9 protein-coding genes are annotated in these 15,260 nt (G+C 51.4%); 3 read left to right on the forward strand and 6 right to left on the reverse strand.

What is annotated here, in order from left to right:
* Positions 1 to 2: 2 nt before the first annotated feature.
* Together ruvC and C510_RS0105660 are read right to left on the reverse strand one after the other, a co-directional pair.
* On the reverse strand, positions 3 to 572 hold the full coding sequence (ruvC, locus tag C510_RS0105655; protein ID WP_018710368.1) for a crossover junction endodeoxyribonuclease RuvC: 570 nt from the start codon (positions 570 to 572) through the stop codon (positions 3 to 5).
* Positions 569 to 874 carry a DUF4286 family protein gene (locus C510_RS0105660; protein WP_018710369.1) on the reverse strand — a complete coding sequence of 102 codons (306 nt, stop codon included), beginning with the start codon at positions 872 to 874 and terminating at the stop codon, positions 569 to 571. Before C510_RS0105660 ends, ruvC begins: the two co-directional genes overlap by 4 nt.
* Positions 875 to 1,072: 198 nt before the next feature.
* Between C510_RS0105660 and C510_RS0105665 the strand changes: the two genes are divergently transcribed.
* From C510_RS0105665 to C510_RS0105675, 3 genes are read left to right on the forward strand one after another with little or no spacing between them, the layout of a single operon-like run.
* Entirely contained in the window at positions 1,073 to 2,737 is a 1,665-nt protein-coding gene (locus C510_RS0105665) for an AMP-binding protein (RefSeq protein ID WP_018710370.1), read from the forward strand.
* A gap of 27 nt (positions 2,738 to 2,764) precedes the next feature.
* Positions 2,765 to 6,019, forward strand: coding sequence for a UvrD-helicase domain-containing protein (locus tag C510_RS0105670; protein ID WP_018710371.1), 3,255 nt, complete (start codon positions 2,765 to 2,767; stop codon positions 6,017 to 6,019).
* 11 nt (positions 6,020 to 6,030) lie between these two features.
* Positions 6,031 to 8,904 (forward strand): PD-(D/E)XK nuclease family protein, encoded by a 2,874-nt coding sequence (locus C510_RS0105675; RefSeq protein ID WP_018710372.1) that lies wholly within the window; start codon positions 6,031 to 6,033, stop codon positions 8,902 to 8,904.
* Positions 8,905 to 9,200: 296 nt separating this feature from the next.
* Here the strand turns inward: C510_RS0105675 and C510_RS0105685 are convergent, their stop codons facing one another.
* From C510_RS0105685 to pheT, 4 genes are all read right to left on the reverse strand, one after another.
* Entirely contained in the window at positions 9,201 to 11,477 is a 2,277-nt protein-coding gene (locus C510_RS0105685) for a GH92 family glycosyl hydrolase (protein WP_026320120.1), read from the reverse strand.
* Between the two features lie 184 nt (positions 11,478 to 11,661).
* Positions 11,662 to 11,907, reverse strand: a complete 246-nt coding sequence (locus tag C510_RS0105690) for a TIGR03905 family TSCPD domain-containing protein (protein WP_018710375.1) — start codon at positions 11,905 to 11,907, stop codon at positions 11,662 to 11,664.
* Positions 11,908 to 11,985: 78 nt separating this feature from the next.
* Positions 11,986 to 12,723: a YebC/PmpR family DNA-binding transcriptional regulator gene (locus tag C510_RS0105695; protein WP_025892570.1), complete on the reverse strand. Its 738-nt coding sequence runs from the start codon at positions 12,721 to 12,723 to the stop codon at positions 11,986 to 11,988.
* A gap of 49 nt (positions 12,724 to 12,772) precedes the next feature.
* Positions 12,773 to 15,235 (reverse strand): phenylalanine--tRNA ligase subunit beta, encoded by a 2,463-nt coding sequence (gene pheT / locus C510_RS0105700; protein WP_018710377.1) that lies wholly within the window; start codon positions 15,233 to 15,235, stop codon positions 12,773 to 12,775.
* Between the last annotated feature and the right edge of the window lie 25 nt (positions 15,236 to 15,260).

The following is a 15,260-nucleotide window of genomic DNA, read 5'->3' on the forward strand; positions in this document are numbered from 1 at the left end:
ACTTATTTGACAACTTTATCAGGATTCTTCGCAATGAAATCCTTCCAGCCCGAATAAGCCTTCGGGAGTGACGGCCGCCCCATCTGCAAATAATGACAATACGCGGCGGCCAGGGCATCGGTGGCATCCATGAAAGGCTCCATTTCGGAATCAGGGATGTGCAGCATCCGCTGCAGCATGTCGGCCACCTGTTCCTTACTGGCCTGCCCGTTTCCGGTTATGGCCATCTTGATTTTCAAAGGGGCATATTCGGTAACAGGAATATCCCGGCTGACAGCCGCTACGATGGCGACTCCCTGGGCACGTCCGAGCTTCAGCATCGACTGTACGTTCTTGCCGAAGAAAGGGGCCTCGATAGCCAGCTCATCGGGCAAATAGGAAGCAATGATTCCCTGTACCCGTTCGAAGATGTGCTTCAGTTTCAGGTAAGGGTCCTTGCACTTGCGCAAATCGATGACGCCTAAGGTCATGACCTGCGGCTTGGTACCTGTCACTTTCAGGACACCGTATCCCATGACATTGGTACCCGGGTCGATGCCCAGGATAATCTTCTCTTTAACCGGTTGTATCACTTGATTACCTCCATCAGAGTCGGAAAACCGATTACCTTATCCTTGAATATCTTCATCATTTCTTCGTTCAACGAAGCTCCGGAACGGGTATGCCAACGGTGCAAGGCGGCACTGTCGGTCACCTCGAACTGCAACGAGAAACATTCGCTGTCCGGTTCCTGATGGCTCAGGATACGCAGGATGCGGGGGTTGGTCAACTCGCCTCCCTTTTCAGCTTCAGGGATATAACATTCGTTGAGCCAGATAACAAAATTACGGGCGTCATCGAGCCCTACGTGATACGTCGTATTGTAAATCAACATATAAAAACAGTTATTTAAAATATACGGCACAAATATACCTAAATTTACACGGATAACCCGCAAACTGACGCGTAAAAAGCGGGAAGAATGTCCTGAAAGGCAGATAAAGATAAAAATCTAACTGAGAATGAACGGACTTCATCCGACTTTTATTACTTTTGCGCACATTAACACTAAAAATGTGCAACACCAATAGAAATGGAATCAGAAAATAGTTTTATACGGCTGGTAGAAGAAAGCATCCGGAACAACTGGAACCTTGACGCACTGACAGACTACAAGGGAGCTACCCTGCAATACCGGGATGTAGCCCGTAAAATAGAGAAAATGCACATCCTGTTGGCCCATGCCGGAATCCAGCCAGGCGACAAGATTGCCCTCTGCGGACGGAACAGCGCCAACTGGACCGCCTCGTTCCTGGGAATCATCACTTACGGAGCCGTAGCAGTACCCATCCTGCATGAATTCAAGTCCGATAACGTCCATAACATCGTCAACCATTCCGAATCGCGGATGCTCTTCGTGGGAGACCAGTCCTGGGAAAACTTCAATGAAGCAGCCATGCCGAACCTGGAAGGTATCATCGAACTGAAGAATTTCGAACTGGTAGTATCACGCTCCGAACGGCTGACCTATGCCCGTGCCCACCTGAACGAGGAATTCGGGAAGAAATATCCTTGCCGGTTCCGGGCAGAAGATGTAACCTATCGCCGCGAAGCGCTGAACGAACTGGCCGTCATCAATTATACATCGGGTACCACAGGATTCTCGAAAGGAGTCATGCTCTCCTACGAAAATATCCTGGGGAATGTCCTTCACATCCGCAACAAGGTAGGTCTGAAACCGGGCGACAGCGTAGTATCGATGCTGCCGCTGGGTCATATCTTCGGCCTGGTATTCGATTTCCTGTACGGCGTGACTGCCGGTGCCCACCTGTGGTTCCTGACCCGCATGCCGAGTCCGAAAATCATTGCCGAATCGTTTGCCGTCATCCGCCCGCGCATCATCGCCTGCGTACCGCTGATTGTAGAAAAAATCTTCAAGAAGAACATCCTGCCCCAGGTAGACAACAAGCTGGGCAAACTGCTGCTGAAACTGCCGATTATCAGCGACAAAATCAAAGAACAGATACGCCAGCAGGCCATGGAAGTGTTCGGAGGAAATTTCATCGAAATCGTTATCGGAGGAGCTCCCTTCAATCCCGAAGTGGAGGCCTTCCTGCGCAAAATCAATTTCCCGTACACCATCGCCTACGGTATGACGGAGTGCGCTCCGCTCATCTGCCACAGCTTCTGGGATGAAATCAAATATACTTCCTGCGGAAAGACCGTAGAGGGGATGGAAACCCGGGTACTCTCGGAAGACCCGGAACGGATTCCGGGAGAACTGGTCTGCCGCGGCAGAAACGTGATGCTGGGCTATTACAAGAACGAAGCGGCTACCGCACAGACCATCGACAAGGACGGTTGGCTGCATACGGGTGACATGGCCATCAAGGACAGCGAAGGAAACATCTACATCAAGGGACGCTGCAAGAACATGCTGCTGACCGCTTCGGGACAGAACATTTATCCGGAAGAAATAGAAGCCCGTCTGAACAACATGCCTTTCGTGAACGAATCACTGATAATCCTGATAGACAGCAAACTGGTGGCACTGGTCTATCCGGACAGCGACGAAGCCTTTGTCCAGGGCCTGAACCGCCAGCAGCTGGAAGACGCCATCGAGGCGAACCGGGTAGAGCTGAACAAGATACTGCCAGCCTATTCGCAGATAACCAGCGTGAAACTTTATCCGGAAGAGTTCGAAAAGACAGCCAAGAAAAGTATCAAACGATTCCTCTACCAGGAAATCAAAGAATAGACCGGAACGGTCATCCCTTACTGAAATATGGAACAACCTCCCCAACTACTTGTCTACAAAGCGTCGGCAGGTTCGGGCAAGACCTTTACCCTGGCGGTGCAATACATCCGCCAGCTGGTAGAGAACCCGTCGGCCTACCGCAAAATACTGGCCGTCACCTTCACCAACAAGGCAACGGCCGAAATGAAGGAACGTATCCTGAGCCAGCTATACGGCATCGCAACCGCCGATGCCGGCTCGGAAACGTATCTGGACGTACTGCGTAAAGAAACCGGAAAAAGCGTTGCCGACATCCGGAAGTCCGCCTACACGGCCCTTCATTACATCATACACGACTACAGCCGATTCCGGATAGAAACCATCGACTCTTTCTTCCAGTCGGTGATGCGTAACCTGGCCCGCGAACTGGAACTGGGTACCAACTTGAACATTGAACTGAACCAGGCAGACGTACTGAACGATGCCGTGGACAGGATGATTGAGAAACTGGACCGGAACTCCCCCATCTTATACTGGCTGCTGGAGTACATCGAAGAACGGATAGCCGACGACAAGAAATGGGATGTGTCCAAAGAAATCAAAGGATTCGGAAGTAATATTTTCAACGAAGGATACATCGAAAAAGGAACTGGACTGCGAAAAAAACTGACTGACCCGACTTTCATTCCGACTTACCGCAAACAACTGCAGGACCTGCGGAAAGCGGCGCTGGACACCATGAAAAGTTTCTCCGACCATTTCATCGAAGTATTGGAAAGCCACGGACTCCAGCCTACCGACCTGAAAGGTGGGACTAAGGGTATCGGCAGCTATTTCAACAAGCTGGCCAACGGTGATTTCTCCGACAAGAACCGGAACAAGACGGTGGAAGACTGCCTCTCGGCACCGGAGAACTGGGCTACCAAGACTTCAGCCAACCGGGCCACCATCATCGAACTGGCATCCACCGAGCTTATGGGGCTGCTGGAGCAAGCCGAACAGTTCCGCTCCAAACAGCATATACTGGTCAACTCGTGCGACCTTTCCTTACGTTACCTGAACAACCTCCGTCTGCTGAACAGCATCGACCAGGAAGTACGTCTGCAGAACCAGGAACACAACCGTTTCCTGCTGGCCGACACCAATGCCCTGCTGCATGGTCTTATCCGCGAAGGCGACGCTTCCTTCGTATACGAAAAAATCGGGACGACCATCGATACGGTGATGATTGACGAGTTTCAGGACACCTCACGCATGCAATGGGAAAACTTCCGCCTGCTGCTGCAGGAAAGCCTGGCGCAGAAGGAAGGAAGCATGATTGTAGGCGACATCAAACAGAGCATCTACCGCTGGCGGAACGGTGACTGGAAGATTCTGGCCGGACTGGAAAAGGACCGGAGCCTCCGCATCCGAAGCTGTACCCTGGATACCAACTGGCGGAGTGAAGCCAACATCATACGTTTCAACAATGCGCTTTTCACAGCTGCCTGCAAGGTATTGGACCAACGCTACGAAGCCGAACAGGGAGAACCCTGCAAAGAACTGCAGGAAGCGTACAGCGATGTCTGCCAACAGACTCCCAAGACCGACAACCAAGGCTACGTGAAACTGACCTTCCTGCCCCACACCGAGGAACATCCTTATCCGGAGACTACCCTGAGCGAACTGGCTGCTGAAGTGGAGCGGCTGGTAGCTGCCGGTGTACGGATACAGGACATCGCCATCCTGGTGCGCAAGAACAACAAGATTCCGGCTGTCGCCGACTATTTCGACCAGAATACCGCATATCGGGTGGTATCGGACGAAGCCTTCTACCTGGAAGCCTCATTGGCTGTCTGCATGCTGATTGACGGCATCCGCTATCTGGCCCAGCCGGAAGACCGGATTGCCCAGGCCAGACTGGCCGTGAACTACCAACGGGAAGTGCTCCATCGGGAAACCGACCTGAACACCCTGTTACTGGACGGTGTGGACAACTACCTGCCGGCCGGCTTCCTGCTACAGACCGGTGAGCTACGGCTGATGCCGCTGTACGAGCTGATGGAACGCCTGTTCGACCTGTTCCAGCTACAAGAGCTCCCGGCACAGGACGCCTATCTTTGCGCCTTCTACGACGCTGTCACCACCTACCTGCAGGACCACTCTTCGGAGCTGACCGCCTTCCTGACCTACTGGGACGAAAAGCTGCACGAACAGCCCATCCCGTCCGGAGAGGTAGACGGTATCCGCATCCTTTCCATCCATAAATCGAAGGGACTGGAATACCACACGGTGCTCATCCCTTACTGCGACTGGAAAATGGAGAACGAAACCAACAACCACCTGCTGTGGTGTTCGGTACAGGGAACCGGTAAAGATACCGATATTCCGCCGTTCAATGAGCTCGACCTGGCTCCCATCAACTACTCATCCTCCATGGGGGCTTCCGTCTACCGAGACAGTTACCTGGACGAACGGCTGCAGCTGTGGATAGATAACCTTAACCTGCTGTATGTGGCTTTTACCCGTGCCTGTAAGAACCTCATCATCATAGGCCGTGCCCAACAGACCAACACGGTTTCGGGACTGCTGGAGGACGCGCTCAACACGATGGAGGACATCGGCATGCAATGCAGCGAAACAGAAGCAGCGGAAGATACGGAAACGGCAGACGAAGCAGAAGCAGTTCCTGTCCAGTATGAATTCGGAACGGTCTGCCCGTCGGTTCCGCAGAAACAGCATGCCTCCACCAACCGCCTCACCTTGCCCGCCACCGGAATCGCCATCCACATCGAATCGCTGGAAAACGACATCGAATTCAAGCAATCCAACCGTTCGGCCGATTTCATCCGTGGAGAAGAAGAACCGGACGAGCGCAACCAATACATCCGTCAGGGACAACTCCTGCACAACCTCTTCGCCTCCATCGGCCGGGAGAGTGATTTGCCTCAGGCCATTGCACAGTTACGCCAGGAAGGTATCCTGGAATCGGAAGAACGGGAGAAGCAGATTGCCAAACTGGCCCAATGGGCCCTGAAACACCCGAAAGTGAAAAGCTGGTACGACGGAAGCTGGGAACTCTTCAACGAATGTGCCATTCTCTCGACCGATGAGAACGGCCAGCTGCAGACCCGACGTCCGGACCGTGTCATGATGAAAGACGGACAGGTCGTGGTAGTAGACTTCAAGTTCGGCAAGAAACACGAAGCCTACCGGGAGCAGGTACAGACCTACATGCAACTGCTCGAAGCCATGGGATATACCCGCATACAGGGCTACCTGTGGTATGTATTCGCCAACGAACTGGAGGAAGTAACCCTTTAACGACTGCATTTATGGAGACATTTCTGAAACAAGTAGCACATGACCTCTATCATAAACTGGGAGGCGATTTCGCCCACGTGGCCGTAGTCTTCCCCAACAAACGTGCCAGCCTGTTCTTCAACGAATACCTGGTACGTGAAGCCGAACATCCCATCTGGTCGCCCGTCTACCTCAGCATCAGCGACCTGTTCCGTCAGGCTTCCACCCTGCAGGCCGGAGATTCCATCAAACTGGTCTGCGACCTCTACCGGGTATACCAGGAAGTAACCCAAAGCAAGGAAACCCTGGACGACTTCTATTTCTGGGGAGAGCTCCTCATCAGCGATTTCGACGATGCCGACAAGAATCTGGTGAAGACCGATGCCCTCTTCAGCAACCTGAAGGACCTGAACGCCCTGATGGACGATTTCGATTTTCTGGAAGAAGGACAGAAGGAAGCCCTCAGCCAGTTCTTCCGCAATTTCTCCATCGACCAGGTGACGGAGCTGAAACAACGGTTCATCTCCATCTGGGACGTGCTGAAAGATATCTATACCGGCTACAAGGAACGCTTGGCTTCCCAGCAACTGGCCTACGAAGGAATGCTTTACCGCGATGTCATCGAGCATTTCGACCTGGCCAAATTCCCTTGCCGGAAATATGTGTTTGTGGGATTCAACGTACTGAACCAGGTGGAACATCACCTCTTCAGCAGCCTGCAGGAAGCGGGGAAAGCCCTTTTCTACTGGGACTACGACCGTTTCTACCTCGAAAAGACCCCTCACGAAGCCGGAGAATTCATCCGCCGGAACCTGAACGACTTTCCTTCGGAACTCCCTGCTTCCTGTTTCGACAACCTGAGTCGGCCGAAACAGATTACCTACATCGAATCGCCGACAGAGAACGGACAGACCCGTTACCTGCCCCAATGGATTCGGGAGAACCTGACTGCCGACGAAAAGGAGACAGCCGTTGTACTCTGTAACGAGGCCTTGCTGCAACCTGTCCTCCACTCCCTGCCCGAAGAAGTGAAACACACCAACATCACCATGGGATTTCCCTTGTCGCAGACTCCGGCTTACAGCTTCATCAACGCCCTGGTAGAACTTCATACCAGCGGTTACAGTGCCGGAAACGGCCGCTTCCGGTTCAATGAGGTGACGAGTGTCTTGAAGCATCCGTACACACGCCTGCTTTCACCGCTGGCAGCCGAACTGGAGGCTACCCTGACCCGCGACAACCGTTTCTATCCGCTTCCCTCGGAACTGAAACAGGACACGACGCTGGAACTGCTCTTCACCCCCCGTTCCACCAACCTGGAACTCTGCGGGATGCTGTCGGAAGTGCTGCAGCAGGTAGCGCTCCGCTACCGGGACCAGGCAGCCTCCTCACACGACGCGTTCGACCAGCTCTACCGCGAATCGCTGTTCAAGGCCTATACCCTGGTGAACCGTTTCCACACCCTGATAGAGGCCAAAGACCTGACGGTACAGACCAGTACCTTCAAGCGCCTGCTCAAACGGGTGATGGGTACTTCCAATATTCCCTTCCACGGCGAACCTGCCATCGGTATGCAGGTAATGGGCGTTCTGGAAACCCGAAACCTGGATTTCCGCCACCTGATTCTGCTGTCCGTCAACGAAGGACAACTGCCCAAAGGCGGAGGAGATTCCTCCTTCATCCCCTACAACCTGCGGAAAGCTTTCGGCATGACTACCATCGACCACAAGATAGCGGTGTATGCCTACTACTTCTATCGCCTGCTGCAACGGGCCGAGAACGTCACCCTGATGTACCACACCGCTTCAAACGGAGTTAGCCAGGGCGAACTCTCCCGCTTCCTGCTGCAGTTCCTCATCGAGTGGGAACACCCCATCCAACGGAAACAACTGGAAGCCGGTCAGTCTCCTCAGACAACCGCACCCATCAGCATTGCCAAGACTCCCGGAATCATGAAACGCCTGCAAAGCGTTTTCGACCTACGGGTCAATCCGAAGGCATTGCTTTCTCCTTCGGCACTGAATACGTACCTGGACTGTCCGCTGAAGTTCTACTACCAGTATGTGGCCAACCTGCGGACTCCGGACGAGGTTACCGCCGAAATCGATTCCGCCAAGTTCGGAACCATCTTCCACGATGCCGCCGAGCACATCTACAAGGATTTGCACGACCGGAACAAGGTCATCAACAAGGAAGCCATCGAGAACCTGCTGAAAGACAAGATACGCCTCAACGAGTATGTAGACAGCGGATTCAAGCGTCTCTTCTTCCACATTCCCGAGAACGAACGGCCGGAATACAACGGACTTCAGCTCATCAACGCTGCCGTCATCGTACGCTACCTCCAGCAGTTGTTGGGAAAGGACCTGGAATATGCTCCGTTCACTTTTGTAGGTTCAGAACAGCGAATCAGTGAAGAGATAGACATTCAGACTCCGAAAGGCATCCTGAAATCCCGTATCGGAGGTACCATCGACCGTCTGGATGCCAAAGACGGTATCCTGCGTATCGTCGATTACAAGACCGGCGGGCAGGCAGACACCCCACCGAATGTCGCCTCACTCTTCGTTCCGGACAAGAAACGGTCCAATTATGTATTCCAGACCTTCCTCTATGCAGCCATCGTCTGCAGGAAGTTGCGCGAAAAAGGGAAACAGCAGCAGGTGGCTCCTGCCCTGCTCTTCATCCACCGGGCAGCTACGGAGAATTATTCGCCGGTCATCGAGTTAAAAGATGGAAGAAAATCTAAAGAAACGGTCAATGACTTCGAAAAATACGAGCCGGAATTCCGTGAGGAACTGAAGAAACTCCTGGAAGAGGTATTTAATCCGGAACATCCTTTTAGTCAAACCATTACGGAAGAAAAGTGTGAGTATTGCGATTTTAAGGCGCTTTGTAAACGCTAATTATTCATTAAAAAAAGTTAATCAGCGCATTGAAAGATGGAACAATCCAAACAAATACACTGAACCCAGTGTTATATATATGTTTTTCATAGTAATAGATTTATCACTTGATGCCGGGCTTGTGAAAGTCCGGGTCAGGGAGACAAAAGAGTTTGTCCCTAAAAAGAAGAGACTGCATTTCCCCAGCAGTCTCTTTCTTTTTTATACCTGATAAAAACGGACGGTCACTTGAAGGAAAACGAACACCTGTCCGCCTTCAAGCCTACGCTCGTTTCCATCGTCGCTTTCAAGCCCCTTTATTTCTCTGGCAGCGGGTCGGCTGAAGGAGGCGGAACCAGGGTTCCCCATTGCTTGTTTGCCTTCGGGCCCATCTCTACTTCCAGCACTCCTCCCTCGGCGATATCAGCATGCGTGAACCACGGACGGTCCCAAGGTTTTCCGTTCAAGGTAGCCGACTGGATGTACTTGTTTTCCGTAGAAGCATTGTGTGCCTTGATTTCAAAGAATTTGCCGTTACCCAAGTCTATCCGGGCATCCGTAAACAAGGGGCTGCCGATGTTGTAGGCAGGCATACCCGGAGTCACGGGATAGAAGCCCAGCTGACTGAACACCACGAATGCCGACATACCGCCACCGTCTTCATCGCCGGGTACTCCCATCAGGTCGTTCCGGAACCACATGTTCAGCAGGGTACGGATGCGTTTCTGGGTCATCCACGGTTTACCGGCATAATTATAGAGGTAAGGAATGTGCAGACACGGTTCATTCGCCATCGAGAACATCCCCACATTTCCGGTATGGTCCGGCAGGAACGAATAGAACTGCCACTTCGACATTCCCAACGGAACATTGAACAGTGAATCCAGAGCGGAAGTGAAACGTTCGTTACCCCCCATCAGTTGTATCAGGTCAGCCACATTGTGCTGGACATCCCAGCGATAGACATACCCGTTATTCTCGTCGTAATAGTCGCGGGCACCCAATCCACCGTCATACCGGTAATCCAGCGGCATGATGAATTCACCGTCCTTGTTCTTCGGATGGAAGAAGCGTGTTTCCGGATGGAAGAGGTTGCGGTAGTTATAGGAACACTTCAAGTAATGCTTTGCATCATCCTGTTTTCCAAGTTCCTGCGCAATCTGTGACAAGCACCACTGGTCGTACGAAGTACCGAGTGTCACAGCTACCGGTTGGCGTTTCTCCCAGATAGATACATGCGGTACCGTTTCTTTCTCTCCCGGATTCAAGGCCGGGATATACCCGTGTTCCTTATAGAATTCATCCAACCAGCCTGCCGGCTTGGCCGACCAGGGAATCAATGTCTTCTCTTCCATACCTGCCTTACAGGCCGTATATGCGTCCTCCAGGCTGAACGAACGGATTCCTTTCCGGTAAGCATCGATAAGGGTAGCTACCCCATGATTGGAATTCATACGGCGGGTATCACCGGTAATTTCCGGGAAGGTAGGCATCCAATTGTTCCCCATCTGTTTAGCCATCAGCAGGAAGGAATGCAGGATATCGCCTTCTACCTGACCGTCTATCAGTACCCGCAACGGATGGGTGGCCCGATAGGTATCCCACAACCAGTCGTCGGTATAGAACGGGCGGCCACCGTCTTCGTGTATCTTTCCATCGAATGCACTGTAGTAACGTCCGTCCTCACTCAAGCAGACGGGACGCTCGTAACAACGGTACAACGAGGTATAGAACACCCGTTTCTCATCGTCTGTTCCTCCCTGTACCTGAATCTTTCCCAACGCCTTGTTCCAGACCTGGCGACCCGTTTCGGCCACCTGTTCCAACGAAGCGGAAGCGATTTCACGCTCCAGGTTCTTCTTCGCCTGAGCCTCATCGATAAAGGAGATGCCGTAACGCAAGGTATAAGCCTTCGCCTGATTACCCAATTCCCAGACTACAGCCGCATCGGTACCTTCTGCGGTCTGCAGGCTCTTGTCAAACTGACCGTCTTTCCAGACACCGGTTCCCTGTGGCTGATCTTCCAATACGGCATAGAGATAGACTTTCGTCTTGTCGTCGACAAACTGATAACCCTGCACCACGTTACCGGTCACTTTCAGCATCCCTTTCCGGCTGTTGAAGACCAGATACGAAGGACCATCCTTTTCGAACGTGATGCGGTAGATGGCGCTCTGGTGTGAAGGAGCAAACTCCACTTCGGCTTCCAGTTCATCCAGATACACCTGATACAGATAAGGGGCTATCTGCTCCCGATCGTAGCTGAGCGGCAAAACGGCTTTCAGGCCAGAGGTTTCTCCCTGGTAAGGAGTCAGATTAAACGCCGAGCGTTCGCGATGATTGGTTACAATCAAAGGCAGGCCGTTCAGACGGTCGCCCGTAAAGTCAGCCCGTTCGGGATATGCCCGCAACAAACTGTTAGGCAGATGGATGGTCGGGAATGTAGGCACCAGCAGGTGACTGATATTCCCCATATACGGATTTACATACGACACAGGATCCTGCGCGTCCTGTGCCATTGCCTGAGGAATTCCGTTCCCCAGTCCGACAACCATGGCTATGGCTGCCAGCGTCATTTTCATTCGATACTTCATGGTGTATGGTTTAAGGGTTATTTCGATCAGTACGCAGCCTTCCCCAAGCAGGCCGCATAGACAAATATAGGAAGAATATCCGACAAGTGCAAGTCGGAAAGTCAAGGCATCCAACCTTTTCCAACAAAAAAAGTCCGGCAAGATACCGGACTCTTCAAGGTTTATCTGATTTTCCTGGAAAAAATCAAGCTTTCAAGGTCTTCAAGGCCTGACAAAGCTGGTCGGGACAGGAAGTCGGCTTGTATCCACAACGGATTCCCTCCAGACGGGAGATTACTTCTTCGACCTTCATTCCTTTCACCAAGGCAGAAATACCCTTCAGATTTCCGTTGCAACCACCGATAAAATGTACTTCCTTCAGAATGCCGTCTTCTACCTCCAGGTCAATTTGGGAACTACAGGTTCCCGATGTTCTGTAACTGTATTTCATACGCTAGTCATCTATCTATAAAAAGAACGGAGCATCCGCGTCCGGACACCCCGTTCCTGTCTTTTTGCATGGAAGAGATTATTCAGCTTCTTCTTCCGGTTTCATGTTCGTATAAACGGTCTGTACGTCATCGAACTCTTCCAGACGTTCAATCATCTTGTCGATGGTTTCACGCTGTTCCGGAGTAACGTCCTTCAGATCGTTCGGGATGTAAGTGAAATCACCACCGACATCTTCGAAACCACATTCTTCCAGATGTTTCTGGATAGCTGCATAGCTCTTCGGGTCACCGTAGATAGTGATGGTACCTTCTTCCGGATCTTCGTCGTATTCGTCTTCAACGTTATAGTCAATCAAGTCCAGAATCAGTTCCTCCATATCGATACCGTCTTTCTTCTTGAATGTGAACACACACTTGTGGTCGAACAAGAAAGCCAGTGAACCGGTAGTACCCAAGTTACCTCCGAACTTGTTGAATACGGAACGGACATCGGCTACGGTACGGGTGGTATTGTCTGTCAGTGTATCTACGAACACAGCGATTCCGTGAGGACCGTATCCTTCGTAAGTCATGCCTTTGTATTCGCTCTGGTCCTTACCCATCGCGTTCTTGATGGCACGCTCGATGTTGTCCTTCGGCATGTTCTCACGCTTACAGGTAGCGATAACCGAACGCAAAGTCGGGTTGTTTTCCGGTTCCGGACCACCTGCCTTTACAGCAATTGCAATCTGTTTACCCAGACGAGTGAAGGTCTTAGCCATGTGACCCCATCTTTTCAACTTAGTAGCTTTTCTATATTCAAACGCTCTTCCCATTGGATTATAGTTTTAATATGTTATTTTTAAAATGAATCATTTTCTCTGATCAGCGCAATACAGCACCCAGCTTGTTCTGCAGGTTGGCAATCAGCTTCTGCATGAACTTATCAATCTGCTTGTCGTTCAGTGTCGCATTTTCGTCCTGCAACATGAAGCTTACTGCGTAACTCTTCTTGCCTGCTTCCAGGTTCTTACCTTCGTATACGTCGAACAGTTCAACGCTCTTCAGCAGTTTCTTGTCGGTTTCGTAAGCAATCTTTTCGATTTCCACAAACTGAACCTTCTTGTCAATCAGCAGAGCCAAGTCACGTTTTACTGCCGGGAACTTGGAAATTTCCTTGAAGGTTACGGCATTACCCTTGACAGCCTTCATCAGTTCCTTCCAGTTCAAGTCAGCATAATAAACCTCGTTGTCGATATCGAACTTCTTCTGAAGTTTTTTGTGCAGTACACCCAGTGTAGCCAGCAGTTTACCGCCACGGGTATGAACCGTAATGGCAGCGGCGAAGATATCGTCAGTCAGATTGCCGAATACCAAAGCGCCGAAGTTTACACCCAGACGACGGAAAATGTTCAATACATGTGCCTTCAGTTCGTATACTGACATGTTTTCATCCGGATGAGCCCAAGAATTGCTGACACGCTTACCGGTCATCCACAAGCCCATGTGCAGTTCTTCAGAATAAGCGGCCAACACCTTTTCCGGATTTTTCTTCTCTGCATGGAAATGATAACAGTTACCGAACTCGAAGAACTTCAGGTCGGCATTCTTACGGTTGGCATTGTGCTGGATACTTTCCAGACCACCGAACAGCAGAGTCGCACGCATCACGTTCAGGTCGTTGCTCAACGGGTTCATGATACGAACCAGATTCTCCGGCTTGTAGGTTTCCAGTCCGTCATAATAGGCAGCGGCGGTCAACGAGTTGTTCAGGATTTCATTGAATCCGCAACCTACCAGCTGTTCCGATACCAGGTTCTGGAGTTTCACCGATTTGTCTACATCCCCCTTCACGCTCAAGCTTGACTTGACAGAAGTCGGGATTTCTACGTTATTGTAACCGTAGATACGGAGGATATCTTCCACCACATCACACGGACGCTGTACATCCACCCGGTAAGGAGGGACCAGCAGTGACAATCCTTCAGCCGTTTCGTTGACAATCTTCATCTCCAGGCTCGTTACGATGCTCTTCACGGTTTCTACCGGAATTTCCTTACCAATCAGACCGTTCACGTATGCGTAAGAAAGTTCTACCGGGAAATCGGCAATCGGATTCGGATAGTTGTCCTTGATTTCAGAAGCGATTTCACCTCCGGCCAGTTCCTTCACCAACAGAGCGGCCGCCTTCAGGGCATAAATGGTGATGTTCGGGTCAATACCGCGTTCGAAACGGAAAGAAGAATCTGTACTCAGTCCATGACGACGGGCAGTCTTACGTACCCAGGTAGGATGGAAGTAGGCACTTTCCAGAAATACATCCTTGGTAGTTTCAGTGGTACCGGAATCCAGTCCACCGAATACACCGGCGATACACATCGGCTCTTCTGCGTTACAGATCATCAGGTCACGGTCCGACAACGAACGTTCCACTTCGTCCAGTGTCACGAACTTGGTACCTTCGGCAACAGTCTTCACCACAATCTTACCACCTTTGATCTTATCGGCATCGAAGCAGTGCATCGGCTGACCGTATGCATGTACAATGTAGTTGGTAATATCGACAATGTTATTGATCGGACGAAGGCCAATCAGACGGAGCTTGTCCTGCAACCAGGCCGGACTTTCCTTCACGGTCACTCCCTTGATGGCTACCCCGGCATAACGCGGACAGGCTTCGGTATTTTCCACCTCGATGTCGATGTTCATATCGTGGTTGTCTACCTGGAACGCATCAACCGACGGACGTTTCAGGGTAGCCTGATAGCCGTTCTGAATCAACCAGGCATACAGGTCACGCGCTACGCCATAATGTGAGCAGGCATCGGCACGGTTCGGAGTGATGTCCACCTCGAGCACATAATCGCTCTTGATGTTGTAATAATCCTTGGCCAATGTACCCGGAACCACATCCTGCGGCAGTACGATGATGCCTTCGTGGCTGGTACCTACACCGATTTCGTCTTCGGCACAGATCATACCGTTCGATTCAACGCCACGGAGTTTGGATTTCTTGATGGTGAAGCACTCATCACCGTCATACAGTTTGGTACCCAGTGTCGCAACAATCACCTTCTGTCCGGCAGCTACGTTGGCGGCACCGCAAACAATCTGAACAGGTTCGCCCTGTCCCAGATTAACGGTAGTAATATGCATGTGGTCGGAATTCGGATGCGGTTCACAAGTCAGCACTTCGCCGACTACCAAGCCTTCCAGGCCTCCCTTGATAGATTGAACTTCCTCTACCCCACCGGTTTCCAGACCGATAGAGGTCAGTGCGGCTGATACTTCATCGGGTGTCAGATTGAAATCGACATACTCTTTCAGCCAGTTATAAGAAATATTCATATGATGTATAAGTTTGATGTATTCA

The organism is Phocaeicola barnesiae DSM 18169 = JCM 13652 (assembly GCF_000374585.1).
In the GTDB taxonomy this organism is placed as follows: Bacteria; Bacteroidota; Bacteroidia; order Bacteroidales; family Bacteroidaceae; genus Phocaeicola; species Phocaeicola barnesiae.

Coding starts and splice junctions, on each gene's coding strand:
- C510_RS0105690 (WP_018710375.1), bottom strand. CDS start 11,907: ATGAAATACAGTTACAGAACATCGGGAACCTGTAGTTCCCAAATTGAC.
- pheT (WP_018710377.1), bottom strand. CDS start 15,235: ATGAATATTTCTTATAACTGGCTGAAAGAGTATGTCGATTTCAATCTG.
- C510_RS0105660 (WP_018710369.1), bottom strand. CDS start 874: ATGTTGATTTACAATACGACGTATCACGTAGGGCTCGATGACGCCCGT.
- C510_RS0105665 (WP_018710370.1), top strand. CDS start 1,073: ATGGAATCAGAAAATAGTTTTATACGGCTGGTAGAAGAAAGCATCCGG.
- C510_RS0105685 (WP_026320120.1), bottom strand. CDS start 11,477: ATGAAGTATCGAATGAAAATGACGCTGGCAGCCATAGCCATGGTTGTC.
- C510_RS0105670 (WP_018710371.1), top strand. CDS start 2,765: ATGGAACAACCTCCCCAACTACTTGTCTACAAAGCGTCGGCAGGTTCG.
- C510_RS0105695 (WP_025892570.1), bottom strand. CDS start 12,723: ATGGGAAGAGCGTTTGAATATAGAAAAGCTACTAAGTTGAAAAGATGG.
- C510_RS0105675 (WP_018710372.1), top strand. CDS start 6,031: ATGGAGACATTTCTGAAACAAGTAGCACATGACCTCTATCATAAACTG.